Source organism: Gorillibacterium massiliense (assembly GCF_000455485.1).
GTDB classification, from domain to species: domain Bacteria; phylum Bacillota; class Bacilli; order Paenibacillales; family NBRC-103111; genus Gorillibacterium; species Gorillibacterium massiliense.
The window spans coordinates 1-26,410 of the sequence record NZ_CBQR020000144.1 but is presented as its reverse complement, the minus strand read 5'-3'; the positions used below and the strand labels follow the sequence as shown (position 1 = coordinate 26,410).

Here is a 26,410-nt window from a genome sequence, read left to right as displayed (position 1 = left end):
GCAAAAGAGTTAATCCGCCAACAGCTTCTTCTCCTGCTGCAGACGAATGAGCCGCTTATAAGCACCATCCCGAGCCAGCAGCTCCCGGTGAGTGCCACGCTCCTGCTCCCGTCCGCGGCCAAGAACGATAATCTCGTCCATGGCTTCGAGTCCGGTAAGTCTGTGGGTGATCCACAGCACCGTTTTTCCTTTGAGCACCGAATCCATCTGCTGCAGGAACGCCCGTTCCGTAACGGCATCAAGCCCCGTAGTCGGCTCGTCAAACAACACAACCGGCGCATCCTTTACCAGCGCCCGAGCCAAAGCCAGCCGCTGGCGCTCGCCGCCGGAGAGCTTGGCTCCCCATTCGCCGATCAGTGTCTGATAGCCATCGGGCAGCTGCATGATCGTCTCGTGAATTTGCGCCTGCCGGGCGGCCTTCTCCAGCTCCTCGGCGGTGGCGGATGGCTTCGCCAGACGCAGATTTTCCTCCACCGAGGCGTTAAACAGCTGCACGTTTTGCGAGACCACCGCGAAGCGCTCGCGCACTTCCCCCTCATCCAGCTGCTGAAGATCGATGCCGCCCATTTCAACGGTTCCCCGTTGATACGGGCGAAGCTTCAGCAGCACCTGGATGAGGGAGCTTTTGCCCGCTCCGCTTTCCCCCACCACCGCCACATGGCGGCCTGGGGGAAGCGTGAGCGTGAGATCCGCGAGAGCGTCGGCATCATTTTCCGCATAGCGGAAGATGATGTCGCGCATGCGGATCTCGAAGCCGCCGGCGGCGAGCCCGCCGGCATGGCCGCTCTGCGGCAGCGAAGCCGCTGCCGCAGACGCGGGCGCAGCCGCCGCTGCACGCGGCGGGGCATCGCCCGCCAGCGCAAACAGGCGGCGAGCCGCCGCCATGGTGCGGCCAAAGTGCTGGAACGCCTGAGGGATCGGCCCGATGGCCTCGAAGCTGGCTAAGGCCACCATGGCCACCACCGGCAAATAAACGCCGCTCATACGCCCGCTGGCGACAAAAGGAATCGCCGCCAGCATGATCATCCACATCGCGATGTGGGAACACGCTGTTATAATGCCGCCGGTGGCGGCCGTCAACCGGTTTTGACTAATCTGACCGGCATTCATCCGGCCTTGTGTCTGTTCCAGCTTCTCGATGGCCGCATCCATTTGGCCGTATGCCAAAAGCTCCGGCATCCCCATGATCAAATCGGCGGTATCTGCATATAAATCCGCCCGATCGGCAACCATCGCCGCGCCGTGTTTGCGCCCGATAAAATGGCTGACGAGGGGAACCGCCAAACCAGCCAACAACAGCATGACTAGAAGAATCAGCCCAAAGGAGACGTGATAGACCGAGAGGATGCTGACGCTGAGCACAATCGATAATCCTGCAATCATTGGCGGCGCAAGCACCCGCAAATATAAATTTTGCATCTCTTCCACATCGCTGATCACGGAGCTGAGAACATCGCCGCTGCGGCGAGTCTCCAGCAAAGACGTGCCTTGCGGCTCCAATCGGGCGTACAGCCATACCCGAATCCGGGACAACACGCGAAAGGTTAAGTCATGGGAAACGAGACGTTCCAAATAACGCAGCACTCCCCGAGAAATCCCAAAGAAACGCACGCCGACAATAGGTACCCAAAGGAGCAGCACTGTTTCAGGGCGAAGAGCCGCCTTGGCGATCAAGTAGCCGGAGGTGGCCATGAGGCCGATATTGGCCGCAACTGTGAGAAAGCCGATAAGCACGGCCAGAATCGTTCTACCTTTATAGTAACGGACAAAACTCACTGACTTGCGAAACGTGTCCATCAGCCCTTCACCTCCTCTAGCTGCGCCAAAACTCCTTCTCCGGGCTTCCGGCTGACGCTATCTTGATCCTTCTCCACAGCTCTCCGATCACTTGCGGACATCGGCTCGACTGCGGCGGTTTCTTCTTCAGCTATTGTTTGCCATGCAGAGCGGTCAGCTCCTTCAACAGCACCCGTTCCCAGATCCTCCGGTGCAGCCGCCGCTTCTTCATAGGCTCGCATCATAGCGGCATAAACGCCGTCTTGTTCCAACAGTTCCTCCGGTTTGCCCGCCTCGATAATCCGGCCGCTTTCCAAAACGATCATATAATCGGCGGAACGCACCGTATCCAAACGGTGAGCCGCCATTATCACTGTACGGCCCCTGCATACTTCATCCCAAGCCGCCTGGACCTTCGCTTCGTTTTCCATATCCAGCCGAGCTGTTGGTTCGTCCAGCAACAATACTGGCGCATCCTTCAAAATTGCCCGGGCAATGGCGATCCGCTGCATCTGGCCGCCGCTAAAGCGTACCGCTTCGCCGATTCGCGTCGCATACCCCCCAGGCAATTGGTTGATAAATTCGTCGGCTTGCGCCCGTCTGGCCGCCGCGACGATTTCCTCCATAGAAGCATCCGGTTTGCCCAGCCGCAAGTTATCCAGCACCGTACCTTGAAAAAGATGCACCTGCTGGGCGACAATGGCCGTTTGTTTTCTCCACCAATTTATGGACAGCTGACTGATATCCGCCCCGTCGATGCATATGCTGCCTTCCGTCGGCTTGATAAAACCTTGCAGCAAATCCAGCAGCGTGCTTTTCCCGGCTCCAGTATGGCCGATAACGGCAATCCGCTTGCCGGCTTCCACCGTGAAGGTTACGTCCTCCAGCGCATCCGCCGCCACATCCGGATAACGAAATCCTACCCGGTCAAAAGCAATCGAATAGCTGCCTGCTCCGCCGGCTTCAGTCGCAACCGGCTTCGGCAGCGTAATCGCCCCATCCCGTTCCGTCCAGCCCGGAGGCTCAGCCTCAAGGATGCCCAAAATCCGTTCCGCCGCGATCCGGCCGTTCATGCCGGAATGAAATTGCGTTCCTAATGCCCGCACCGGCAAATAAAACTCCGGCGTCAAAAGCAGCGCGGCATACGCATTATAAAAGGCAATATCCCCGGATACGAGCCGGAGTCCCAGAAAAACGGCAACCACGGCGGTTCCCAAGGTGGAAAACAGCTCCATGACCAACGCGGACAAAAACGCCAATCTTAACGTGCCCATGGTCGTTTTCCGGTGCCGCTCGCTGATTCGTTCGATCACGGCCAACTGCTCGCGGCTGCGGTTAAAGATTTTAAGGGTAGGAAGCCCCCGCAGCACATCGAAAAAGTGTCCGCTTAACAAGCCGAGCGCCTTATATTGGCGCTCGGTTTTGGCTTGGGCGGTCTTGCCGATGAGGATCATGAACAAGATCAAAAAGGGGAAAGTGATGGCGAGCACGATGGTCGTCGTCCAGTCCAAGCGAGCAACGGCGCATAAAACGGCAACCGGCAGCAGGGTACTGAGCGCCATCGTCGGCAAATAGCGGGCCAAATACGTCTCCAGCTGCTCGATGCCTTCGTATAGAGTGGAAAGGATCTCTCCGCTCCGTTCTTTCTTCGCATAAGCCGGACCCAACTCCGCCAGCTTGCGGACGACCATCTTACGCAAGTCGTTTTTTACGTCCGCCGCAAACCTCAGAGAAGCCAGGTCGCTGACAATTTGCACCAAAACCCGCAGCACGATCCAAGTAAGCAGTACGCCCATGGCGGGAAGCAGCGCGGCAAGGGTCTCTCCTCTGAGGAAAGCCCGGTCCGTAATGCGCGCCAGCCATGACGCTTCAAGTATAATCAGCACGCCTCCCGCAAGCCCTAAACAGATGCTGGCAATCAGCAGCATCCGGGCCGCGGGAGCGGCTTGCAGCAGCCTTTTCATCATATCAATAATCCAGGTGGTCCGAAGTACTGACCCGCTTACGGAATACCCAATACGTCCAAATTTGGTAAACCAGCACGATCGGTACAGCGCACAGGGCGACGATGGACATCACCTTCAGCGTATATTCGCTGGAAGAGGCGTTGTGTATGGTAAGGGACCATTTCGGATTCAAAGAACTGATCATCACCCGCGGATACAGCGAGTTAAACACCGTAATCGTAGAGAGAACAATCGTTATGCCCGTCATAATGAACGCCCAACCTTCCCGCTTCGCCCGCAGGAAATACTGCACCGAGAAGAGCGCAAAGCCGGCCAGAACCGGAACCGCGCCGGGGTTGATGCCATGGCGGGTAAACATATCGGTTTCAAAATAACTGAGAATAATGAACAGCACCAGCACTGCCGTCGTCCAAGGTCCAACCCCGTTGGCTACGGCATAGGCTCTTTCTTTCAGCACGCCCTCGGTTTTGAGCGCCAAATAAAGAGCGCCATGCAGCAGGAACAACAAGGTCATGGCTACGCCGGCTGTAATGGAATAAAAGCTGATCAAATCCCAAAAGTTTCCGACAAAATTCATCGTTTCGTCGATAGGCACACCGGCCATCAGATTGGCAAGAGCAACACCCCACAGAAGCGGAGGAAGCAGGCTTCCGACGAAAATGATCCAATCCCAGGTGGCGCGCCAACGGGGATTTTCCAACTTGCTGCGGAATTCAAAAGCGACGCCGCGGCCGATAAGCGCCAGCAAGAGTACAAACAGCGCGATATAAAAACCGCTGAACAACGTGGCATACCAGTTGGGGAAAGCCGCAAACATTGCGCCGCCAGCCGTAATAAACCATACTTCATTACCATCCCAGACCGGGCCGATGGTGTTGATGGTGACACGGCGCTCTTGATCGGTTTTACCTAGAAAAGGCACAAGCATGCCGACCCCGAAATCAAAGCCTTCGAGGAAGAAAAACCCGACAAACAATACTGTGATGAGAATAAACCATAGGGTTTGCAGATCAAGCATGGACCTCAGCCCCCTTGCCGTCTTGATTATCGTAAAGCATAGGTTCACGGGCTGAAGAATCCCCATGTCCGCCCATATCCGGACCTTTACGGATCGAGATAATGAACAGATAGACTAGCACAATGGCCAAAATGCCATAAACCAGCGTAAATCCGAGGAACGATGACCACACCATGCCGGTGGATACTGTTGGTGACACACCGTCCGGCGTCTTTTGCAAACCGAAGACGATCCAGGGTTGGCGGCCAACCTCGGTCATGATCCAACCGGTCGTGTTGGCGATATAGGGCAGTGCGATTGCCCAAGGCATCATCTTCAGGAAAATGCGGCGTCCTTCCAGCTTGTTGCGCATCGTCATGATCGTTCCGTAAAGCGCCATCAGAATCATGATTCCGCCTGCGAACACCATGATGCGGAAGCTCCAGAAGGTCGTTTTTACAGGAGGTATGTAATTGCCGGGTCCGTATTTCGCCTCATACTCGGCTTGAAGCTGGTGGATGCCGGGAACGACACCGTTGATTTTGTTGTACGCGAGAATACTGAACAAATGGGGAATTTCCAGCGCTCCGGAATTTTTATGTTCATCCGTATCGATGACGGCGAACAGCGTCCACGGCGCGCTTTCCCCAGAAGTCTCCCATTGGGCTTCGGAAGCGGCCATCTTCATCGGCTGCGTTTCCATCAGATGCTGCGCTTGACTATGGCCCGCAAGGGCAACCAGGATGCTGGAGACCAAGCCAACGACTATCGCAATCTGAAAGGAGGATTTAAAGAGATGCACTTGCTGCTTGCGCAGCAGCTTGAAGGCGCTGATTCCAGCTACAAAAAATGAACCGGTCAGCAGAGCGCCGAACAGGACGTGAGGGAATTCATACCACAACTGCGGATTGCCTAGAAGAGCAAAGAAGTCTACCATCTCGGCTCGTCCATTGCGAAGGGCATACCCAACCGGCTCTTGCATAAAAGAGTTGGCCGTAAGGATCCATAATGCGGAGATCATCGTTCCTACGGCGACCAACCAGATGGAGGCAAGATGGATTTTTTCGAAAGCTTATCCCAACCGAATATCCACACGCCGAGGAAGGTCGACTCCATGAAGAATGCCACCAGCGCTTCCACCGCCAGCGGTCCGCCAAAGATATCTCCTACAAATCGGGAGTAATTCGACCAGTTCATGCCGAACTGGAACTCCTGCATAATCCCAGTCACAACCCCAACAGCAAAATTAAGCAGGAACAGCTTTCCCCAAAATTGTGCCATTACCTTGTAGTTGTCGTCCTTTTTGACAACATAGATCGTGTTTAAAATCGCGATCAGAAAGACCAGGCCAATCGTCAGCGGCACAAACAGGAAGTGATACACGGTTGTGACGCCGAATTGCAATCTTGCAAGATCCAGGTTATCCAAAATTTCATCCCCTTCAGCATACTTCTAAACCAAACTATAATTATTATAAGAAAGAAGAGACCGTAAAATTAGTGATGTTTTTCACACACGTGGCTAATATGCGAAATTTCGATAGTTGGTCACAATTGGAATTGGAGAATGTATCTAATTTTACAGATCAGGCTCTGACAAAACTTTTATGACCTCTGGATATCGCGGCAAAATCTCCGAAAATATTCAGATTTTTCGCCAACTTGAGCGACTTTTCGCACACGGAAACTCTACTTTTTTTCAAGAACAATTCAATTGCCATGATGTCTTATCAGGATATTTTTCCCATATGTATCCATTGTAAAATGTAGCTATACCTCAGACGAACGTGAAATACAACACAAAATCTTATGGATTTTTTATGAAACCGAAAGATCGCCCATACGTAATATGCCTTATCTCACCCAAATCTACTCAGAAATCAGAAAAGAGGTCGCGTTAATGAGTCCAAAATATTACCTCATTGCCGGCACGATGTTTATAGCCATAAGCTTCAGTGGAGTGGTATCCGCTTCTCAACCACCGGCAGCCCTTTCCATTCGCACGGCCAGTATCGGTACAGGCAGCGAGGCCGAGGAAAAGTCGACCGTTCAAAAATCCGCAACTCATCAATCTCAAGACAAGCTTCATAGCATTCTCGGCGTATCCTCCGATGAAGAGATGTACGCCGCCTTGTACGACGGCAAATCATTAGCCGAAATGGCGACCCCCACAGGGAATGTGGATCAGTTGATTGATATGCAATTGAACGAGCTTACCCAGCAGTTGGACGCTCGACTTGCCAGCGGAAGTCTCACCCCGGAAGTCTATCAAGCGCAACTGGCGGAACTGCCGGGCATCATCGCAAATAGCGTACATACGAAGATGACCCTATAGCGGGCACGAGGATTTTGCCGCCATAATAATCGTAATACGCAGAAAAGCCATTCCCTTCTGACAATGGGAACGGCTTTTCTTTTGTGAAAGCAGGAATGAACCTAGTCTCTGCATTCCGGCTGGACGAAATGGTTAAGGAGCGACACCCCATACAACCGTACCGCTTTGCAGCAGCGTGATCTTATTCCAGTCGGCGAGAGCCGTCTTCGTTCCGTCGTAGGAATAGTCATTGGTTTCGTTAAAGTTCGACCAATCGGACTTGGCAATGCGGATTTGGATCTCACCAGTTTGTCCGCCCGCCGCGAGCGTCCCCGCCCCGGATGCGAACGACAGCTCCAGGTACGTATCGGTGTTCGTGCCCGTCGCGCTTGTGAAGGCGCCGCTGATGTTGGAAGAACCCAATTGCGCGTAGTCCACATAGACATTTAACCCGGCTGACGTATCCTTCGTGAAGTAATAGCGAAGCTTCACTCCGCTCAAGCTGACGGCGGTCGAGCCTGTGTTCTTGATGTTGAAGGTCGCGCCTATGGAATTATCGGTGGCATTGGTGTTGGTCACCTTGTACTGCGCCACAAGCCCGCTCGTTCCTCCGCTGCCGGCGCTCGGCGTTGCGCTCACCTGCGCGGAATCGGCGCTTGTTCCCGCGCTGTTGGATGCACTAACTACATAATAATACGTCGTGCCGTTGGTCAGTCCGGTATCCGTGTAACTTGTTGCGGTGACGTTTGTCGCCACATTCGTATAGGTTCCGCCGCTTGTCGTCGCCCGCTTTACCGTATAGCTTGCCGCACCGCTCGAAGCCGTCCAACTGAGCGCAACTTGAGCGTTGCCCGCCGTCACCGTAAGGCCCGCAGGCGCAGCCGGAATCTGTGTTCCGCCGCCGCCAAGATATTGCTTCAGCCAAGTCATGGCGGGACGTTCCGTTCCGGAGCTGGTAACCAAGTACGAACCATCCACCCAGGTTTGGCCCTGAATATAGCCCCACAACGTAATTCCTTTCACGTTTGCGTTTTCCCACAGCACCGGGAATTTTTGTTGATATCTCGAAAGCTGGGTAGCATCGTCGCCTGTCATGTCCAATTCCGAGACATAGATCGGCAGGCCAGTGGCGGATAGGGTGGTGAGCACACTGTTCATCGTGCTGACCGTCACGCTATCCATATTGAAATAATGGCACTGGATGCCAATGCCATCTATCAAGCCTCTGCTCTTCAGCAGATTAATGATGGCGACATATTGGCTTGCAGCACTGGGATCGCCGATAATGCCGTATTCGTTGATCAGCAATTTGGAATTGGGGAAGGCCTGCCGGGCTTGCTGGAATGACCAGATGATCCAGTCCCAGCCTGTCGTGCCGTCGCCGCCGATAGCATTGCGGTAAGATGGTTTGGCGTGCAGCGGCTCGTTCACAACATCGACGAAATCGGAGCCGCCGTATCTTTGCCCCGCCGCTTGAATCCACTGGATCACTTCCGCTTGCTGATCAGCCGCTGACAAACCGGAAATCCAACTGGGCTCTTGACTGCCCCATACGAGTGTATGAAATTTGAACGGAAAGCCGTTTGTTTTCGCGTAGTTGTATGCAGTATCCGCCTGCGACCAACTCATGGTGTTGCGGGTTCCTTCAACGGAACCCCACTTCGTCGCATTCTCCGGTGTTACCTGGTTCCAGTACGTCGCAAAGTTGGAAGGTACGCTGCTGCCGATTACGTTGCCCAAAAACTTGGAACCGGACGCCAGTCCCGCGTTTGCTTTTTGCGGCGGCGCGAACAAAAAAAAGCTTGCCGTCATAACGAATGCAAGAAACAGAATCCCTACCTTTGACCTTGCCTTTGCCATCATCTTTCCTCCTCGCCAAATTGGATAGTTTGTTGCGAATCTTACGCCAGAGCCGATTCCGGCTGTTCGAATCGTTCAACGAGTCTCTCAACCTCCCTTTTTGCTACTAGATTAGATAGCGCTTACATCCCATATTATAGGAATTCCCTTGTATTGATTTCACTTGGAAATCTATAGGACTTTCTTGAGAAAATATAGAATATTCAGATTCGTAATCTACCCAGCCGTGGTTACCAAAGAGAGATTCGATCAGGGTGGATTTGATCATAAATCAAAGAGGTCAATTGGAAGAAAAAAAAGAGAAAGCCCCTCGCTGATCAAGAGGCCCTCTCGTTCATGATTACGATAGAAACTTCCTTAAAACCCGTTCTCCCGGAAGAAATCCAGGCAAAGCTTGGCGCTTTCCAGAGAAGAGGAAGTAAATTCTTCCTGCTCGACGATGAAGTACTTGATGCCGGATTGTTCGGCAACGCCGAGGACGCTCTTCAGATCGACGACGCCGCGGCCGACTTCCGTATCCCGTGTGCCGACGCCGAAGTCCTTGAAGTGAGCCGGCGGCACGCGTCCGGCGTAACGGGTAACGTAGTCAACCGGCACTTGGCCGCCCATGTGAACCCAGCCCAGATCGAATTCCGCGACGAGCAGCTCAGCCGGCACGATTTCCAAGAGATGGTCCATGATGGTTTTGCCTTCCACGAATTTGAATTCGAAGTCATGGTTATGGTAGCCGTAGCCGAGTCCAGCCGCCGTTACCATCTTACCTGCTTTTTCCAGCGTGGCAGCCAGCTTGCGCACATCCTCCATCGTTGGAACTTCCGGCAGCGGCGCCCAAGGCGTCACGATGTAGGAAAGTCCGACTTCCTTGGCATACTCGATTTGCGCGGCCAGATCGGACTCCAGCTTGTCCGGTTCTTCCCAATTCAGTCCGATGTGAGCGGAAGGAGCCTCCAGGCCAAGCTCGTCCAACAGCGACTTCAGTTCTTTCGCAGGCACTCCATAATAACCGGCAAATTCCACTGCCTTATATCCCATATCAGCAACTTTGCGAATGGTTCCGATAAAATCCTTCTCCGTTTGATCTCTGAGCGTATAGAGCTGCAATCCTACTATCGGTTTTGCCAATTTGCTCACCATCCCGTGTGTTCTAATAGTTGATCTATCATCACCTATTATACTGAGCGGACAAGCAAAAACCATTCTGCTTTTTGGGACATTCTTCTGCGTTTTTGCCATTACACTACGAAACCAACCAGTCTGCGCGCTTTGAACTACATGGAAATTGGCTGTACCCCAAGAACGGGATGCCAGCCAACTGTATCCTAACTATGCAATTAAAGGACCTTGGATAAAAATTCGCGAGTCCGCTCCTGCATTGGATTCCCGAATAGCTCCTGGGGTGAAGCTTCTTCCACGATACTGCCTTGCTCCATAAAAATCACCCGGTCGCCCACTTCTCTGGCAAAGCCCATCTCGTGGGTGACTACCACCATGGTCATCCCCTCCCGAGCCAGCTGCTTCATAACGGCCAGTACTTCGCCTACCATCTCCGGGTCGAGGGCGGAAGTCGGTTCGTCAAACAGCATGATCTTCGGCTCCATCGCCAAAGCCCGGGCAATGGCTACCCGCTGGGATTGCCCTCCCGACAAGGATGTCGGATACGCATCCGCTTTTTCCGCCAATCCTACCTTTTCGAGCAGCTCCATCGCTTTTTTACGCGCCTTTTCCTGCGGCCATTTGCGGACGAGCATCGGCGCCATGGTGATGTTGTCGATGACTTTTTTATGGGGGAATAGGTTGAACTGTTGAAACACCATGCCGACTTCCGTGCGGATTTCGGAAATTCCTGTTTTCTTATCCATAAGAGACTGGCCTTCGATGCGAACGTCGCCCCGTTCCGGCCTCTCCAACAGGTTCAAGCAACGCAGAAAAGTGGATTTTCCCGATCCGGATGGTCCGATGACAACCACCACTTCCTGGGGAGCGATATTCACCGAAACGTCCTGCAGCACCGTGTTATCGCCAAAGGCTTTATATAGATGGCTTACCTCGATGATCGACTCCATGAGGCTACACCTTCCTTTCAATGTAAAGAAGAAGCTTATTAAGCGAATACGTCAAAATAAAGTAGATGAGCGAAGCGGTCAGGTAAGGCTCCCAGATCCGCATGTATTGGCCGCGCATAGCGTTGCTCCAGTACATAATTTCTGGCGCAGCCACAATGGCGATGAGAGAAGAGTCCTTGACCAGCATGATGAACTCGTTGCCGAAAGCCGGAATCATCCGCTTGATCGCCTGAGGCAAAATGACGTGGCGCATCGTCTGCATGTGGCTCATTCCCAAGGAGTAAGCCGCCTCGGTCTGGCCTTTATCGATGGATTGGATACCGGCGCGATAAATTTCCGCAGAATAGGCCGCTGAATTGAGAGATAGGGCCGTAATCGCCGAGACGATGGAATTGGTATGACCGATGATGGCCGGAATCAGTCCGAAATGCACAATCAAAATCTGCACGTAAAGCGGTGTTCCCCGAAAGAAATTCACATAACAAAGCATCGGTATGCGCAAAAGCGCACGTTTGGACATTTTCCCGAAGCCGACGCCCAGACCGAGAATCGAGCCGAGCAAAATCGAAGCCACCGATAATCCCACGGTGAGCAAGGTTCCTCTAAGCAGCAGAGGCAAGTATTCCCAAATGATGTCAAACCTGAAATCGATGTTTAAAGTGAAATCTGCCATATGGATGTCCTTTCTGAAAGGCGTTACCTAACGAAAACAAGAGGCATGCGCCTTGCGGCGGCACACGCCTCCTTCTCATTCCACCAAACCCTTGTTAAGGCTTGGCGCTCAACAGCGTATCGGTATTCGGCTCTTCGCCGAACCATTTCTTATAAATTTCGGCGTATTTCCCATTGCTGATTACATTCTTTATGGCCGGGTCCAGCTTCGCCTTCAATTCGCTGTTTTTCGGCAGCAGAATGCCGTAATACTCGGAAGGGAAATTTTCCTTGTCGAGTATGCCGATGAATTTCTTCTTCGGGTTGTTCTTCACGTATTCCCGCACGATGGCGATATCCGCCACAGCCGCGTCAACGCCGTGGTTTTCCAGCTCCATGAATGCCAGTACGTTGCTTTCGAATTTTTTCAGATTGGTGTTGGTCGCTCCCATGATATCGCTCATCAGCGTATCTGCTGTGGTTTGACCTTGAACCGCAACCTTCTTGTCCTTCAAGTCCAGTGCATTTTGAATGGGGCTACCATCAGTTACGAGAATCATATTTGTAGATTCAAAATAAGGCATCGAAAAATCATAGGTTTGCTTGCGTTCGTCGGTAATCGATACGGAGGAGATCCCTGCGTCGTACGATCCTGCTTTTACACTTTGAAGCATTCCGTCCCAGCCGATATTCGAGAGCGTGTACTTCAAATTCGCCTCTTTCATCACCGCAGCGAGAAAATCGACGTCAAAGCCGACGATTTTGCTCTTGTCCATGCTTTCCATGGGTGCATAGGTGGCGTCCGTCGCGATTTTGTATACATGATCTCCCGCACCGGCGCTTGTTTCCTTGTCGCTTTTTGTGCCGCAAGCTGTCAGGGCTGCTGCAATCATTAAACAGAAAAAGAAAATCATACCTTTTTTCATTGGCAATACCCCCTAAAAATAACTATTGCGGTAAATCATTAAAGTGATTTTATCAGCATATTTGCAAAAGGACAAATGTTTTTTTAGCAAACTTGTAAGAAAACTTGACGTCACTATGGTGACGAGGTAACGAAATACAGCTTGCCGGCATCAAACCACGGCAAGCTGTATTCGGATTACATTTCTTTTTCATGAACATATTTGTGAAAAAACGGTGGTATGCGCCCTTCTATGCATGGAGCGCCGTTGCCAGGCTGCTCAAGGATCTTCTTAACGTTATATTCACCCGGAACGCGGAAAAATTTAAACAGCCTGAAATGGATGGACTTTTGGGGGCATATGTACAGGCATCTCATGCAGGAATTACAGTTGAACCCAAATTTGATCGTCCCCTTTTTCATGCGGATGTTCCCCGACGGACATGTTTTGACGCACAGTCCGCAACGCACACACGTTTTGCTCACGCCATAATCTTTCCCGATAATTTGGAATATAGGCGATGCAATCGTTCTTATAGAACCCATTTTCAATCGCAATCCTAGGCCGGTTATATAAATTCGTCTTTCGCCTCTCAACAGTTCACCGCACATAAGTCCGATTTTTTCTTTGGTAGCCTTATAGAGTTGACGGGTAACTTCATCGTCGAATTTGGCAATCCAGTTGCTGCTTATTGAAAAAATCCTTTCATAATATACCTGATACCCCTTTTTGCCGAGCCATTTTATCATCGGTTTTGAAGCATTGTAGTTGACCGGAGCGACACCGCCCGCCGTTCGGAAAATGAAAACGTCTTTACCATCCACTTTGGGAAGAAGCCGGATAAAATCATGCACAATTTTGGGAACTCCATATCCGATAATTTGACTCCCAAGCCCGATTATATCATAATATCCAATGTTCATATCCAAGCCGTTCTTTAAACCATCTTCCATTCGGATTAAGTCTACTTGAAGCTCTTGCTGAATAAACTCCTTTTTCAACAAATCCGCAACCATTTCCGTGTTCCCTGTGCCGGAAAAATAAAAGATGCCGACAGATCGTATCCGGTCCGCATGAATTCCCATCATCCACTCAACCTCACTTATTCTTAAAGGTTTGCATCAGCAAATCGATTGTACCCATGCCGAAATCGTCCATGTTTGTTGAAAAATGCTCCGTAAAGCTGTCTCCGGTGGCGGATAGCTGATTAAAAAAACCGGTCAGCAGAAAGATTAGACTGTACGAAGTCGTTTGCGAATCAAGGTTGCCCTGGATGCTCCCGTCCTTTTTCCCTTCTTCAATCATCTTGGCAACAATCTCAAACACTCGGCTATTCCACTGCAAAAATTCACGATACCTCTTGCTTTCAGCGACAGCTTTTTTCTTGACGTATCCTGTATAGCCAATGATACGGAATATTTCCGGATGGTCTTTATTGAATTGATACAAATGACTGCATGACTGTTGGAGTCTCATAAAGCCCGTCTGAGTTTCATTACTGGCTTCCTCAAGTTTGACAAAGATTTTTTGGAATCCCCGAACCACCACTCCAAAATAGATCTCTTCTTTGCTTTCGAAGTATTGATACAGCGTTCTCTTCGTAAATTGCGATTCTTTCGCTATTTCGTCCATAGAAACCTTATCAAAGCCTCTTTGCGAAAATAGTTGTTCTGCAGCCGAGATCATCTCCTCTTCCCGCGCCAACTTCTCCCTATCCCGTCTGGATAACTTGTCCATTCGATCTGTTCTCCTTATACCCTCACGATTGGTTGTTGCTTGAATGAAGATCACCTTCAAGTATACTGACAGTATACTAAATTTATCAAAAGTATACTACTAAAATTTGGGTCAATCTTTCCTCCCGCTTTTCTTTTGCCCCGAATCCAACTATGATTAGATACACACCGATCAAAGGAGCGAAAGCATTGAATAAACAACTCTCCCCCCTCGTTGAGCAGCTTGCTCTTAAGCCTCATATCGAAGGCGGTTGGTTCCGCGAATACTGGCGGACCCCCCTGACCATTCCTCAAAGCGCCCTTGGCGGTGATTATACCGGTCCGCGTTCCATCGCCACCGCCGTCTATTTTCTGCTTCATCCGGGGGAAAATTCGGAGTGGCACGTGGTCCGCTCAGACGAGCTGTGGCTGTGGCACTCCGGCGGCCCGCTGCTTCTTACCATGGGGGGATCCGGCGATACTCCTACAGAACCGAAGGAGTTTATTCTCGGCATGGGTCTTCATGACGGACAGCAGCCGCAGGCCCTCGTTCCCGCCGGGGTTTGGCAAAAAGCGGAGGCTGTTGGTGACGAGCCGGTACTCGTATCCTGCGTCGTCGCACCCGGTTTTGATTTTGACGATTTCAAGCTGGTGGGGCGCTGATCAGCTAATCTGAACGCAAAAAACCCTGCGAGGTCGTCCGCATACCGGACAATCCCCGCAGGGTTTTGTTCATATGAAGAAATCGGCGGCTATTTCAAGACAAGCTGCCTACCTACCAAGTCGTAGGTCAGGCAGACCGGAGTGCCATTCCGCGGATCGGTCACGATTTCGGCATCGATTTCGAATACTTTTTTCAACGTGGAAGAAGTCAAAACCTCTTGAGGACTGCCTGCACAGATGACCTCTCCCGCTCGCACAGCCACCATGTAATCGGAAAACCGGGCAGCCAGATTAAGATCATGAAGGACCATGGCTACCGTACGATTTTGTTCGCGGTTCAACCGCGTGAGAAGCTGCAGAATCTCCAACTGGTGCGCCAAGTCCAGATAAGTGGTGGGTTCATCCAGAAGCAGCAGTTCCGTTTCCTGGGCCAAAGCCATGGCAATCCACACTCGCTGCCTCTGTCCGCCGGACAACGCTTCGATGGGACGGTCGCGGAATTCGTCCATACCCGTTTCGGCAATCGCCCAATCGATCACTTTCCGATCCTCGGGCTTCAATCTCCCCATACCTTTCTGGTAAGGAAAACGTCCGTATGTAACCAGTTCCTGCACGGTCAATCCGTTAGGGGCTTCGGGGGTTTGCGGAAGAATCGCCAATTTACGGGCAACATCGCGAGTGGATTCCGTATGAATCGCTTTGCCGTCCAGCAGCACCGAACCTTTGGAGGGGCGCATGAGGCGGGCCATCGTTTTCAATACTGTCGACTTCCCGCAGCCGTTCGGCCCGATAATCGATGTGACTTTCCCCTCCGGGATGGCCAAATTGAGCTTCTTCACAATTTCCGTATTTCCATATGCCACGGCAAGATCGCGGGTTTCCAGTATCGCCACCGTTGTTTCCTCCTCTTCCTTACGCCTTTCCGGTTGGATGAGCCGCGAAGGGACACTTAAATTTATGATAATGATAATCGTTATCATAATCGCAGCCGGGCTTTCTTGTCAATAGAAGACACAAAGTGTTCTGTTTGCGCGGTACAAAAAAAGCCCGTCGTTTTCGGCGGGCTTCTTCTCCTTTTTGCTTGAAATCACACTTGGTTTCCTTCATTAAATCCGGTGTAGGAAATCAACGAGGGTCAACAACCCTTTATCGAAGTTCTCCAGATGGAAATGCTCGTTAGGCGCATGCAGATTTTCGTCGGGCAGGCCAAATCCCATCAGCACCACCGGCGCCGAGACGATGCGAGACAACGCCTCGATGATCGGAATGGAACCGCCGTCCTTGGTGAATACCGGGCGCGCGCCATATACCTGTTCGAAGGCGTCGGCGGCTTTTTGCAAAATCGGCGTATCCGGATTCATATCGAATGGGTTACCCCGTTCCCGCTGGACAATCTCCAGCTTGGATCCCGGCGGGCAATGAGCGTGAAGATGCGCCTCGATTTTATCGAGGATATCCTGGGGCTTCTGCTGACCGACCAGACGGCAAGTGATCTTGGCGTGGGCTTCCCGGGGAATGACCGTCTTAGTCCCTTCTCCCTGGAATCCGCCATACACTCCGTTCAGTTCAAGCGTCGGCCTTGCTCCCACCTGCTCGACGTACGTATATCCTTCCTCGCCGAACAAATCATGCAGACCGAGCATCTCCTTGAGCTCATCGGTGTCGACGACGCGTTTCGCCAGTTCTTTCCGCACGGCCGGGGTAAGATCAGGCACATCGTCGTAAAAACCGGCGACGCTCACTCTGCCTTTTTCATCGTGAAGCGTATTGAGCAGGGAGACGATGGCATGCAGCGCATTGGGTACTCCGCCGCCATAGGTTCCCGAGTGCATATCCGTCTTTGCGGTATAGACCGCAACGTCCAGTGAGCAAAGTCCGCGAAGGCCGGTGCAGATGGCCGGTTTATCCGGCCCCATCAGCTCAGTGTCGGAAATGAGCACCATATCAGCTGCTAGCTTGTCTTTATGAACGTCGAGGAATCCCGGCAAATTCGGACTCGTGATTTCTTCCTCTCCCTCAATGCAGAGCTTAACGTTGACAGGCAGCTTCCCTTCTTGTTCCAAAATGGACCGCAAAGCCAGCACATGAAGGAAAAGCTGGCCTTTATCATCGGTTGCGCCCCGGGCATACAGCTTGTTATCGCGGATAGCCGGTTCGAAAGGCGGCGTCTCCCACAGATGAAGCGGATCAACGGGCTGCACGTCGTAGTGGCCGTATATGAGAACCGTTGGCTTGCCCGGCGCATGCAAATGATCCGCGTAAACAACCGGATGACCCTCTGTCGGAAAAATCTCAACATGCTCCAGACCGGCGCGGGTCAGCGTGTCGGCCAGCCATTTCGCTGCCCGGTTCACATCCTCTTTATGCTCGGATAAAGCGGAGATACTTGGGATTCTCAGCCATTCCTGCAGCTCGTTTAATTGTCCCTCTCTCTTATTAGCAAAATATTCAGCATAATCTACAGTTGTCATGATATATCCTCCCTGCGGTTATCTGCATGCGTTCAAACCATATTCTACCACAATTCCTGCAATTCTATGGATGCAGCGCTTTTTTTGCCTGAACCGGTTCATTCGCCGGCTGAACGGGCCGGCCCAATCCGTTCCAATAAGCCATGCCGGCGCTGGCAAGCAGCAGCAGCCCCGTCGCCCAAAAAACGGTGTGGATCGAGCCAATTTCGCCGACATAGCCGCCTAACATCGGGCCCAGTACCCCTCCGATCTGGTTGGCGGTCTGGTTCAAGCCGAATGCCCGGCCGCGGAAATCCTCCGCCGTCGATCGGACGACCAGACCATTCAGCGCCGGAAATACGGCACAGAAAAAGGCGCCATAGACGAAGCGCAAAATGGAAAATCCCCATATATTCGGAAATGGGATCTGCGCCAGCGTCCACAGCCCACCGAAAATCAGCCCGATCAACAGCACTTTGCGGAAGCCGACCTTGTCCGCCCGCTTTCCCCAACGGGGGGCAAAAAAGATCGCAGCGAAGCCCGACAAAGAGAAGATCAATCCGGCTAAAATGGATGTGTTTTTCGATGGGCCGACCATGTCCTCCACATACAGGGAGAGCAAGGGTTCGATGGTCATGATGGACAAAGAGGTAAGCATTGTAAGCAGCAGCACGTTCATCAGCGACCGGTTGCCGGCGGCGATTTTCAAGGCATCGACGACGGAACTGCGGGTTTTGGCCGGTACGAACCGCTCCTCCTTGACCCAGAGAATCACGATGAATGTGACGAGAAACACCATGATCCCGGCACTGGCAAAAGCCATCCGGTTATTCACGAACCGGGCGATCATCCCGCCGATGAGCGGCCCCATAATATTACCCGTTGCCGTAGAGGTGGACATCATCGACAGCGCGTAACCCACCTTGGTTTCTGGTGTATTGGTGCCGACAAGCGCGATGGCGCCGGGAATAAATCCCGACAGCAAGCCTTGAGTTATGCGTAGCGCAAGCAGTTGGTAAGGGTTGGTCACAAAAGCAGTGAGGGTATACACCACGGCTAACACAAACCCAGCACGAATGATCATTGGCTTTCGACCATATTTGTCCGCAACCGATCCCCAATAAGGAGAGGAGATCGCTCCAGCAAAAAAGGCAGCACTAAACAGCAAGCCCGACCATGTTTCCGTATGCTCGTGTACGCCGATCTGGGGCAAGAACAGGGGAAGAAAAGGCACGACCATCGAATAACTGGCCGACGTAACGAAGCATCCCGCCCATAAAAGCCACAGATTGCGTTTCCACGTTTCCACGGATTTTCTCACTTCCTTTTCTTAATAAATTCTTTTTATCTATTATACTCCACCCTGTAAAGCCTGTTTTTCACAACAGCGGCGGGATTAGCCGGTTCACTCTTTTCATCACATAAGAAAAACCTGCATTTCAGCAGGCTTTCAAGGGTGTTCCTTTTGGGATTAGTCCAAATTGAAAGGCTCCAAACCGGTTTCCACCGCATATTCAAAATCATCGACATCGACGATAATCACCGGAATGTTGGCATCGACCATCCGTTCAATGAGATCGGGTTGATCGGTCAAAAGCGGCGCTTTTTCATACATTGCGGTAAGCAGCAGCTCCGTTTCCACCGGATCGAATTCCTCCCCGAATTCCTCCGCCTCGCTTCCGTAAATCACCGATAAGGACGCACGCTCACTGATGGGAATCGGGGAGCTTTTACTCCATGGCGCCACTTGAGTGGCAGCTAATTTTTTGGAGATAAAAGGGGTTTCCAGATAATCCGTCAGTTGCTTAATGGCGCTGCGCACCTCTTGATCGTCGCGCCCATCGACAATCGATTCAGGGCTTGCCAGCAGTTCGTACAGTTCGTCTATGGTGGAGGAGGGGACGACAAATTCAACAGGCTCCTCGGGTACCAGCAAATGTCCATAAACAGCAAGCATAACGGCTTCCGTGACAAAACGCAGTTCCATGGCAAACGTTCCTTTCCCAATTAACCTTACAACATGTCCACTCTATCCTCTTCTTGCCAGCCGGTCAAGTATGGTCAGCCTCCGCCGTACAGGATAAACGCTGCAAAACGCAAACTGGACAACAGAAAACCCCGTACAAATATGTACGAGGTTCACTGTGGTTCATTTGTTATTCCTGCGTCAAATCATCCATATAGACGGTTCCTGCGCCGCTTGGAGAGTTAAACTCAACGCCGATTGCCTTGATCGCGCTTTTGTCGATGCCTCCCAGATTGAGCGTAATCCATTGGTAATCACTGGTGAGTGTGATTTCTCCGGAATCCGCCCATTTCCAACCGCTGCCGGTCTGGACGAACAACTTCGCCTTCACGGTTCCGGTTGATACCTTCATCCTTACCTTCAGTGAAGATCCTTTGCTCAAATCCAGATCATGCTGATAAACGACTTGGCCTTTTAGAGGCTTTCCTTCTGAGTCTACAGGGGTACCCGCAGGCAGATCTACGCTGAGTACTCCGTTATCTCCATCGCTTGTGTGCTTAAGGTTGGCTAAACCCATGTCATTGGCATTAAGAATCCAACCGTCGATGGAGTCAGTAAATCCGAATAACGTTCCGAGTGGAAGCCCGTTGTCATCGCTGCTGCCGTCCGGCACCACTCCGGCATCCGGGTTACTTACCGCGCGAATGTCATCAAAGTACATGGAAGATGTCAGCATGGTTCCATTCGGCTTCGCATTCGTGTAAATGGAGAAGGCTTGCACGTTTTTCAGCAAGCTTTTCGTCAACGTGCCCGTGGCGCCGTTTGCTGGAGCAAATGCGTTGAACGGCGCAGTGATGAATGCCGCCGTTGTCGTCGTTGTGTCTGGGTAATACTCATAGGTCTTCCCGCCGGCATTAATCTGTATGACCAGCTTTTGTCCCTTGCCGTCCGGCTCATACCAGAACTGCAGAGCATTATATCCAGACCAATCTGCCCCGCCCATCGCCTTGGTCACGCCGGTATACCCTTTGATTGCGAGGGTATACGTGTATTTCAAACCATAGCTTCCGCCGTTCTTATGCTTGTCATCCAAAGAAGCCGTTGCTTCATCGCCTCCTGCATGGACGATCTTCGCCGCCAAAGCCTCATTGCTGCCCAGATAACCCTCAAAATCGTCCACGAAAGCCGGATCCGCCGAAGCTTCGGTATAGGTGTTGTACATCCGGATGTTGTCGACATAAAGGGAGAACGTATCCGAACCAGTATCCAAACCGCTGCCGACTATGGAGAGTGCAATATCATCCGCCGCAGAGAGCAATTTTGCATCATTAAAGTCGATGGTGGGCGAGAACTTAGCGTATACCGCTCCATTGACGGTAACGGTTGGGAGCGCAGCAAAGGAAGTATACGTCGTATCCATACCGTATTTCGTAGTCCAGTCTGGTGGCAGCTGCCCCACCGCGCGCAGGCTTGCGCCGCTAGCTGTGCCTATCGATACGGGAACCCATACGTCCATTTTGATGCGTTTGACTTGCGTCAGATCACTACCCGCCATGGTCTCCGCGTTTTTAAGTTCAAGCTTCATCTCCTGCCATGTATCGCCGGAAGTCAACTTGCTGGCTGTGATCTGCAAAGAACCGCCATTGAACGAGCTGTGGGCAATGCTGCCGTTCTGCGTCGATTCCAACGAATTCGAATATTCGCCGTTATACTGAACGCCGTCTATATGGCTGTCGAAGGTATAGGCGTTGATCAGCACTTCGTTAATCTTGACGAATACCGTATTGGTCTGCCGCTGCAGCACTTGATCGTTCTGTCCGTATACGGTTACGGTAAACTTCGTCGACTTGCCGTTAAGTGCCGCGGCAGGCGACCAGTCGGCTGTATAATACCCGCTGCTCGAATCCAGAGTTAATGGCATTTCGATGCCGGCATCGCCTGTCGAGTACACGACTTTTGACACCGTCTCGTTCAAAACGCGAACCCGAATCTTGGTCGTTGCCTCTTTGATCGTCCCCTGGTCAGTAGGAGAAACGATATGCATGAATCCATTCTCCGCTTCCGTTCTAGCCTTCTTGTTGTACGCGCCATACACTCCATCGCTGAAAAGAGTATAGGAATCTTGATAGAACTTGATAAAGTCCGGCAGCATTTCATGGTCGTTTGCCGCATCGCCTGTATGATAGGGGACATAGGCATACGGACCAAAATTAGCCCAAGTAAGCATAAAAGCCATGCGTTTGGCATCGGAATCGGACTTCAGCGCCGAAGCCAAACGGGTGAAGAAATCCGTCGTCGCATTTCCCTTTACCTTCATCTCCTGGTAGCCGAACTCCGTCAGCGCGGCGACTTTTCCTTTTTTATCCGCCAGCTTGGATATCGTTTTCGCCTCTGTTGTGACTCCGCTGAACCAGCTAGCACCTTCCCCATTATAATAGCTGTCAAAGCCGAGGATATCGACGTAGTCGTCCCCTGGATATGTCTTCAGATACTCCGACTCCGACTCGCCGAATCCGCCTCCCGGAGAATAAGCATACAGGAAGTTGCGGACTCCCTTCTTATCTCGCAAATATTCTACCGTATACCGATAGATCTCTTTGTACTCGTCTGAGGTGGTGAATGCTGCCCCCCACCAGAACCAGCTTCCGTTTTGTTCATGGAACGGACGGTAGATAACCGGGATGGAATTGCCGCCATCATCCTTCAAGTTGTTCGCAAAGTCCGCGATGTGATCGAGATAAGTGTTAAATTCCGCGTTTTTGTCTCCTCCCGGCAGGATATGGGATACGACATTGCCCTTGGTAATTCTGAAGTCATCTCCCGTTACGAAGTTCGGCATATGGGAACTGAGGGTAAGGACACCCCCGTACTTGTACGCCTTCTTCATGACATCGATGAGATTATCGCGACTCTTCGCAAAATCTCCCATGACCCCCGGTTTTTCATACCCTTCCAGACTCAACGTATCCCATCCGAACATGGCCGGGTAAGCGCCGACATCGTTAAACGTGTCGGATTCCGTACCATCATGTTTGGTAATCGACAGCCCTTCGTCCGTCGCATGCTGCTGCCCGAACAGAATATGGTTGCCGCGAATTTGATTCAAATAGACGAATAACGATTTGGTCCGGTCAGTAGCGTCTTTATCGACGAGATCGATAACTGGGATCGTATCGACTGAACCGCCGCCGGTACCGCCAGTGCCGCCGCTTGAAGAACCGGAGCTGCTGGCTACGCCGCCTGTTATGTTCACTGTTCCGGCGCCAACTGCCGCCCCGTTCACCGTCACTCCGGTCCCCCGGATCACCGCTTTGGTAACGGTTCCTTTTCCTGAAATGGATGTTCCCGCGGCTCCTTCGTTTATGACCAGGGAAGCAATCACCGCATGATCGGATAAACGAAGAGCGGCAGGCTGGTTCAACTCTGCATCGGTAATGGAAGTCCCATCGCCGAATTCCAGTGTAGATGGACTGTTTACGAGCAGATGTTCTATCCGGGTTGCCCCTTGGGTCGCCACCTGGCTGCGCCCGCCTACGCGGTTCACGCGAACTTCGTTCAGGTTTGAAGCATCGAGGGTAACGGAATGCTCTCCGCCTCCGGAGATGAAGGTCATGCCTTTTACAGTCACGTTTCGGAGCGTTACGTCATGGTCTCCGATTCCCGGCCCCAGGTAGAGATTGCCTGAAATAACGGCATCGCTTAGAACGACGCCCCCATGATTAATTATGGCATTACCTTGGATGTCCCCGCCTTTGAAAGTTCCTTCTTCGGGATAGTACGCCTTAACGAGTTTGTCGATCAAGGTCAGAAGCTCCCCGCGGGAGATTTCCTTGTCAGGGCGAAATGTGCCATCGGGATAACCGCTGATGATGGCAGAGAGCGCCCGAACGGATGAAAGAGCGGAGTCATGAATTCGGCTTACATCGGTAAAGGGCAAAGAACTGGAACCGCTTTCTTCTTTGCTCATTTCAAAAGCCTTTGCCAACATAACCGCCGCATCCTCGCGGCTAACGGTTTTGTCCGGCTGCGCCAGATTTCCGGGAAGCCCCGAAAAATAACCAGCTTGCCTTGCGATCGATAAAATGTCCGCATACCACGATGTACTCGGGACATCCGCGAAAGCGGTTTCAGATTTGGTTTGAAAACCGAATAGATTATTGAGGATTGAAGCAAATTCAGCTCTTGTAACGGGATGATCGGGCTTGAATGTATGATCCGGGTAGCCATGAATCAGGTTGTACCTTTGCCATCTCAAAATGCTGCTCTTCGCCCAGTGTCCGGCTACGTCTGCAGCCGCAGCTGAATCTGCAACCGCAACTGTACCTGCAGCAGGTGCTGCCTGCACCATACCGGGAACTAACGTAGGGATGATTAAGGCGGCAGAAAGGATTGCGCTTAGCCATCTGCTTACTTTCCCCATAGGATCGTTTCCTCCTCACGATTCAAATGTCAACGCAAATAGTCCAGGAATCAAGGATGATATGCCTCTCTTCAGGCCTCCCTTCAGATAGACGATTCGACAGGAACGAAATAACCGGAATTGGTTGAAGCAACCAAATAGTAGCATAACTTCATAATAACTTTCAATAATATAAAACTAAAAATTAGCAATAACATTGATAAAATGAAAAAATGTTATGAAATTCTAGCGTTGATTCCCTGAAAAATCGAGAAAATACGACAGAAAGCCGGTTTTCATCTTCGTTTAATGCCAACAATGGACATATTAAGTTATTGAAAAGTTAGCATTTTGCATAAAGCCATGCTGCCTATATGGAAATTTCACGGGAAAGCCGCAGCAATCAGGACGACAAGACAGGGCTCCCGAACAAAAAAAAAAACACCGACCCCTCGGATCGGTGTTTTTGCCTATAAAAAAAACGGCCCCCAACCAAGTGAGGGCCGTTTTTGGTTTATTACAGTTTTACTACGTTTTCAGCTTGCGGTCCGCGGTTGCCTTGAACCACGTTGAATTCAACGCGTTGACCTTCGTCCAACGATTTGAAGCCGTCGCCAACGATTGCACTGAAGTGCACGAATACGTCGTTGCCGCCTTCAACTTCGATGAAACCGAAGCCTTTTTCTGCGTTAAACCATTTCACTGTTCCTGTTTGCATGAGAATACCTCCAATATGTTATTTACATGACCTTTTCATTTTGCTTGGAAAATAAAAAATTCACATATTACACAAGGTTATTCACACAAAATAATAACCCTCTGCAATATGTGAATCAGGTCAAGATTTCGATTAGTTTGATCATAACATATCCAATCGGAAATAGCAAACTTAAGAAAACAGAAAAGGCACCTATCATTGTGACTCTCAGGTGCCCGCATTTGACCCAGGCCTTTCCGATATGTATTCCAATTCGGAGAGGAAATCCGCAAGGTTGCGAATGCATATAATCATGGAATCCTTCGTCTGAGGCAAAACCTCCAGCATCAAACTGAGCGCATACAGATAATCAAGTAAATCCAGCAGAGCCGCGACCGCGCCAACAAGCGGAAAAGGTTCCATTTCCGTCATTCTGATCGTCCGTTCCAGGACATCCTGCATATGGGCAACAACGGAAGCACCAAATCCCGATGCTTGAATGAACTTCGACATATCCAGTAAAACATTCCATAGATGGGTCACCGATGCTGAATCTTTTTTCAAGGTCGCAGAATGGGTTGCGTTTGACAGCCGCATCAACAGAAGCTGATACTCGTCTATTTGCGCCGGAGTGATCGGAATAAGGCCAAAGGGGTTGATCTGGCTGATGACGGCTTTTTCCACAAATTCTTTTTTCAGCTTGCGCAATTTGTTCAGAATCCAATATTTAGGGTCATCATTTTTGCTATTGCCCACCTGTAACCCCCCTTCTAAATAGATAGAAGATTCTATCGTTTTTATTGATTCGTCCACAATTCAATATATTCCATAACCTTGAATACGTCGCTAAGCGGACGCCTGTCTTTGAGAATGATAGTTTACAGCCATCCCTTCTCTTCGGCCATTCGAACGGCTTCCATTCGGTTCTTTGCTCCCAGCTTGTCGAGTATGGCCGAGATGACGTTGCGCACGGTGCCAGGGGATAAATAAAGCTCGGCGGCGATTTCCGGAGCGTTCATGCCGGTAGCGGCGAGACGCAGCATCTCACGCTCCCTTGGAGATAGCGGGTTCTCATCCCACCGGCCCCGCCCGAAAATCAGCTCCGGGGACACTTCCCGGTAGCCCTGCATGACCCGGCGGATGGCATCGGCCAAACGGTCGATGGGCTCATCCTTCAGCAAATAGCCATGTACCCCGGCTTTCACGGCCCGCTCAAAATATCCCGGCCGGGCAAAGGTCGTAAGCATGATCACCCTGCAGGACAGAGCCGCCTGATGCATCAGCTCCGCCACCTCTAAGCCGCTTTTTTGCGGCATTTCAATATCCAGGAGGCACACGTCCGGCTGAAGCGTTTTTGCCAGTTTCAATGCCTCATCTCCGTCCTTCGCCTGGCCGGCTATCTCCAGATCGTCCTCCAGATCCAAAAGGGAAGCCAACGCTCCCCGCAAGAGCCGCTGGTCCTCCGCGATCACGATCCGTATGCTCATGCTTCCCGGTCCCCCTTATCTGCTGCCACTATAGGAACGAAGAGCTGCAGTACCGTTTCTCCCTCCGCCACCCCGATGCTCATGGAGCCTTCGATAAAAGCGAGCCGCTCCGCCATTCCCTTCAGCCCGTTCCCCTGACAGCATTCGCCGTCAAAGCCGTCTCCGTTGTCACAAACCCGCAGCTCAACCCCCGTTTCAGTGTTGTCGATGGTGACACAGCATGCCGTTGCCCCACTGTGGCGCACAATGTTGGTGACCGCTTCCCGCAAGCACATGCTGACGATGTTATGCTTCAAATCGGAAAGCTCAGGCAAAGCCGGGTCGCCTTCAACCGTCAGCCGAATTCCTGCGCTTTTCAGAATCGCATCAGCCTCCAGAAGCTCCTCGGCTATTTTTACCGCCCGCATCTGGGTGACCAAATTCCGCACCTGAGCTAAAGCTGCACGGGACGCACAGCCAATCTCCTGCACTTCCTGCCGCACCCGTTCCGGGTTTTTATCG

Annotated in this window: 21 protein-coding genes and 1 pseudogene; 2 read left to right on the top strand and 20 right to left on the bottom strand. The window is 51.6% G+C overall.

All coding sequences use genetic code 11. The features are described from left to right. Positions 1-9: 9 nt before the first annotated feature. The 4 genes and pseudogenes from cydC to TJ79_RS19110 form a co-directional block, all read right to left on the bottom strand. Complete coding sequence (gene cydC / locus TJ79_RS19125; RefSeq protein ID WP_040951946.1) at positions 10-1,797, bottom strand: thiol reductant ABC exporter subunit CydC; 1,788 nt, start codon at positions 1,795-1,797, stop codon at positions 10-12. Further along, positions 1,797-3,743, bottom strand: a complete 1,947-nt coding sequence (cydD, locus tag TJ79_RS19120; RefSeq protein WP_052339760.1) for a thiol reductant ABC exporter subunit CydD — start codon at positions 3,741-3,743, stop codon at positions 1,797-1,799. Before cydD ends, cydC begins: the two co-directional genes overlap by 1 nt. Before the next feature lies 1 nt (position 3,744). Beyond that, complete coding sequence (gene cydB / locus TJ79_RS19115; protein WP_040951945.1) at positions 3,745-4,761, bottom strand: cytochrome d ubiquinol oxidase subunit II; 1,017 nt, start codon at positions 4,759-4,761, stop codon at positions 3,745-3,747. Next, positions 4,754-6,168 (bottom strand): annotated as a pseudogene (locus TJ79_RS19110) (cytochrome ubiquinol oxidase subunit I). Before TJ79_RS19110 ends, cydB begins: the two are co-directional and overlap by 8 nt. A gap of 471 nt (positions 6,169-6,639) precedes the next feature. On the opposite strand from TJ79_RS19110, the gene TJ79_RS19105 reads away from it, so the two are divergent. Continuing rightward, positions 6,640-7,074, top strand: coding sequence for a hypothetical protein (locus TJ79_RS19105; protein WP_040951944.1), 435 nt, complete (start codon positions 6,640-6,642; stop codon positions 7,072-7,074). A 132-nt stretch (positions 7,075-7,206) separates the two neighbouring features. Here the strand turns inward: TJ79_RS19105 and TJ79_RS28585 are convergent, their stop codons facing one another. The 7 genes from TJ79_RS28585 to TJ79_RS19070 all read right to left on the bottom strand — a co-directional run bounded on the left by TJ79_RS28585 (position 7,207) and on the right by TJ79_RS19070 (position 14,323). Next, complete coding sequence (locus TJ79_RS28585) at positions 7,207-8,913, bottom strand: endo-1,4-beta-xylanase (protein WP_081757011.1); 1,707 nt, start codon at positions 8,911-8,913, stop codon at positions 7,207-7,209. 357 nt (positions 8,914-9,270) lie between these two features. Then, on the bottom strand, positions 9,271-10,035 hold the full coding sequence (locus tag TJ79_RS19095; RefSeq protein ID WP_040951965.1) for a sugar phosphate isomerase/epimerase family protein: 765 nt from the start codon (positions 10,033-10,035) through the stop codon (positions 9,271-9,273). Between the two features lie 209 nt (positions 10,036-10,244). Beyond that, positions 10,245-10,967 (bottom strand): amino acid ABC transporter ATP-binding protein, encoded by a 723-nt coding sequence (locus tag TJ79_RS19090; RefSeq protein ID WP_040951964.1) that lies wholly within the window; start codon positions 10,965-10,967, stop codon positions 10,245-10,247. A 13-nt stretch (positions 10,968-10,980) separates the two neighbouring features. After that, positions 10,981-11,628, bottom strand: a complete 648-nt coding sequence (locus tag TJ79_RS19085; protein WP_040951963.1) for an amino acid ABC transporter permease — start codon at positions 11,626-11,628, stop codon at positions 10,981-10,983. A gap of 115 nt (positions 11,629-11,743) precedes the next feature. Further along, positions 11,744-12,553, bottom strand: coding sequence for a basic amino acid ABC transporter substrate-binding protein (locus TJ79_RS19080; RefSeq protein WP_040951943.1), 810 nt, complete (start codon positions 12,551-12,553; stop codon positions 11,744-11,746). A 176-nt stretch (positions 12,554-12,729) separates the two neighbouring features. Continuing rightward, on the bottom strand, positions 12,730-13,620 hold the full coding sequence (locus TJ79_RS19075) for an EFR1 family ferrodoxin (RefSeq protein ID WP_202903343.1): 891 nt from the start codon (positions 13,618-13,620) through the stop codon (positions 12,730-12,732). Positions 13,621-13,630: 10 nt separating this feature from the next. Continuing rightward, entirely contained in the window at positions 13,631-14,323 is a 693-nt protein-coding gene (locus tag TJ79_RS19070) for a TetR/AcrR family transcriptional regulator (protein WP_238323072.1), read from the bottom strand. Between the two features lie 134 nt (positions 14,324-14,457). Between TJ79_RS19070 and TJ79_RS19065 the strand changes: the two genes are divergently transcribed. Next, on the top strand, positions 14,458-14,910 hold the full coding sequence (locus TJ79_RS19065; RefSeq protein ID WP_040951941.1) for a cupin domain-containing protein: 453 nt from the start codon (positions 14,458-14,460) through the stop codon (positions 14,908-14,910). Positions 14,911-14,999: 89 nt separating this feature from the next. Here the strand turns inward: TJ79_RS19065 and TJ79_RS19060 are convergent, their stop codons facing one another. The 9 genes from TJ79_RS19060 to TJ79_RS27600 form a co-directional block, all read right to left on the bottom strand. Further along, complete coding sequence (locus tag TJ79_RS19060) at positions 15,000-15,803, bottom strand: ABC transporter ATP-binding protein (RefSeq protein ID WP_040951940.1); 804 nt, start codon at positions 15,801-15,803, stop codon at positions 15,000-15,002. A 213-nt stretch (positions 15,804-16,016) separates the two neighbouring features. Next, positions 16,017-17,381, bottom strand: coding sequence for a dipeptidase (locus TJ79_RS19055; protein WP_040951939.1), 1,365 nt, complete (start codon positions 17,379-17,381; stop codon positions 16,017-16,019). Between the two features lie 64 nt (positions 17,382-17,445). Then, on the bottom strand, positions 17,446-18,669 hold the full coding sequence (locus TJ79_RS19050; RefSeq protein WP_040951938.1) for an MFS transporter: 1,224 nt from the start codon (positions 18,667-18,669) through the stop codon (positions 17,446-17,448). A 162-nt stretch (positions 18,670-18,831) separates the two neighbouring features. Next, entirely contained in the window at positions 18,832-19,347 is a 516-nt protein-coding gene (locus TJ79_RS19045) for a hypothetical protein (RefSeq protein ID WP_040951937.1), read from the bottom strand. Positions 19,348-19,516: 169 nt separating this feature from the next. Continuing rightward, the gene (locus TJ79_RS26150; protein ID WP_052339758.1) at positions 19,517-23,746 is read right to left on the bottom strand and encodes a glycosyl hydrolase; all 4,230 of its coding nucleotides are present in this window, start codon (positions 23,744-23,746) and stop codon (positions 19,517-19,519) included. 496 nt (positions 23,747-24,242) lie between these two features. Continuing rightward, positions 24,243-24,443, bottom strand: coding sequence for a cold-shock protein (locus tag TJ79_RS19035; RefSeq protein WP_040951936.1), 201 nt, complete (start codon positions 24,441-24,443; stop codon positions 24,243-24,245). Positions 24,444-24,650: 207 nt separating this feature from the next. Beyond that, complete coding sequence (locus tag TJ79_RS19030; protein ID WP_040951935.1) at positions 24,651-25,178, bottom strand: hypothetical protein; 528 nt, start codon at positions 25,176-25,178, stop codon at positions 24,651-24,653. 122 nt (positions 25,179-25,300) lie between these two features. After that, positions 25,301-25,909, bottom strand: coding sequence for a response regulator transcription factor (locus TJ79_RS19025; RefSeq protein ID WP_040951934.1), 609 nt, complete (start codon positions 25,907-25,909; stop codon positions 25,301-25,303). After that, positions 25,906-26,410, bottom strand: a 505-nt coding sequence (locus tag TJ79_RS27600; RefSeq protein WP_040951933.1) for a sensor histidine kinase, incomplete at its 5' end; no start/stop codon positions are given. The genes TJ79_RS27600 and TJ79_RS19025, both read right to left, overlap by 4 nt.

Bases quoted from the DNA above. Each gene is read 5' to 3' on its own strand.
- cydC (WP_040951946.1), bottom strand. From the start codon at position 1,797: ATGGACACGTTTCGCAAGTCAGTGAGTTTTGTCCGTTACTATAAAGGT.
- cydD (WP_052339760.1), bottom strand. From the start codon at position 3,743: ATGATGAAAAGGCTGCTGCAAGCCGCTCCCGCGGCCCGGATGCTGCTG.
- cydB (WP_040951945.1), bottom strand. From the start codon at position 4,761: ATGCTTGATCTGCAAACCCTATGGTTTATTCTCATCACAGTATTGTTT.
- TJ79_RS19105 (WP_040951944.1), top strand. From the start codon at position 6,640: ATGAGTCCAAAATATTACCTCATTGCCGGCACGATGTTTATAGCCATA.
- TJ79_RS28585 (WP_081757011.1), bottom strand. From the start codon at position 8,913: ATGGCAAAGGCAAGGTCAAAGGTAGGGATTCTGTTTCTTGCATTCGTT.
- TJ79_RS19080 (WP_040951943.1), bottom strand. From the start codon at position 12,553: ATGAAAAAAGGTATGATTTTCTTTTTCTGTTTAATGATTGCAGCAGCC.
- TJ79_RS19075 (WP_202903343.1), bottom strand. From the start codon at position 13,620: ATGATGGGAATTCATGCGGACCGGATACGATCTGTCGGCATCTTTTAT.
- TJ79_RS19055 (WP_040951939.1), bottom strand. From the start codon at position 17,381: ATGACAACTGTAGATTATGCTGAATATTTTGCTAATAAGAGAGAGGGA.
- TJ79_RS19045 (WP_040951937.1), bottom strand. From the start codon at position 19,347: ATGGAACTGCGTTTTGTCACGGAAGCCGTTATGCTTGCTGTTTATGGA.
- TJ79_RS26150 (WP_052339758.1), bottom strand. From the start codon at position 23,746: ATGGGGAAAGTAAGCAGATGGCTAAGCGCAATCCTTTCTGCCGCCTTA.
- TJ79_RS19035 (WP_040951936.1), bottom strand. From the start codon at position 24,443: ATGCAAACAGGAACAGTGAAATGGTTTAACGCAGAAAAAGGCTTCGGT.
- TJ79_RS19025 (WP_040951934.1), bottom strand. From the start codon at position 25,909: ATGAGCATACGGATCGTGATCGCGGAGGACCAGCGGCTCTTGCGGGGA.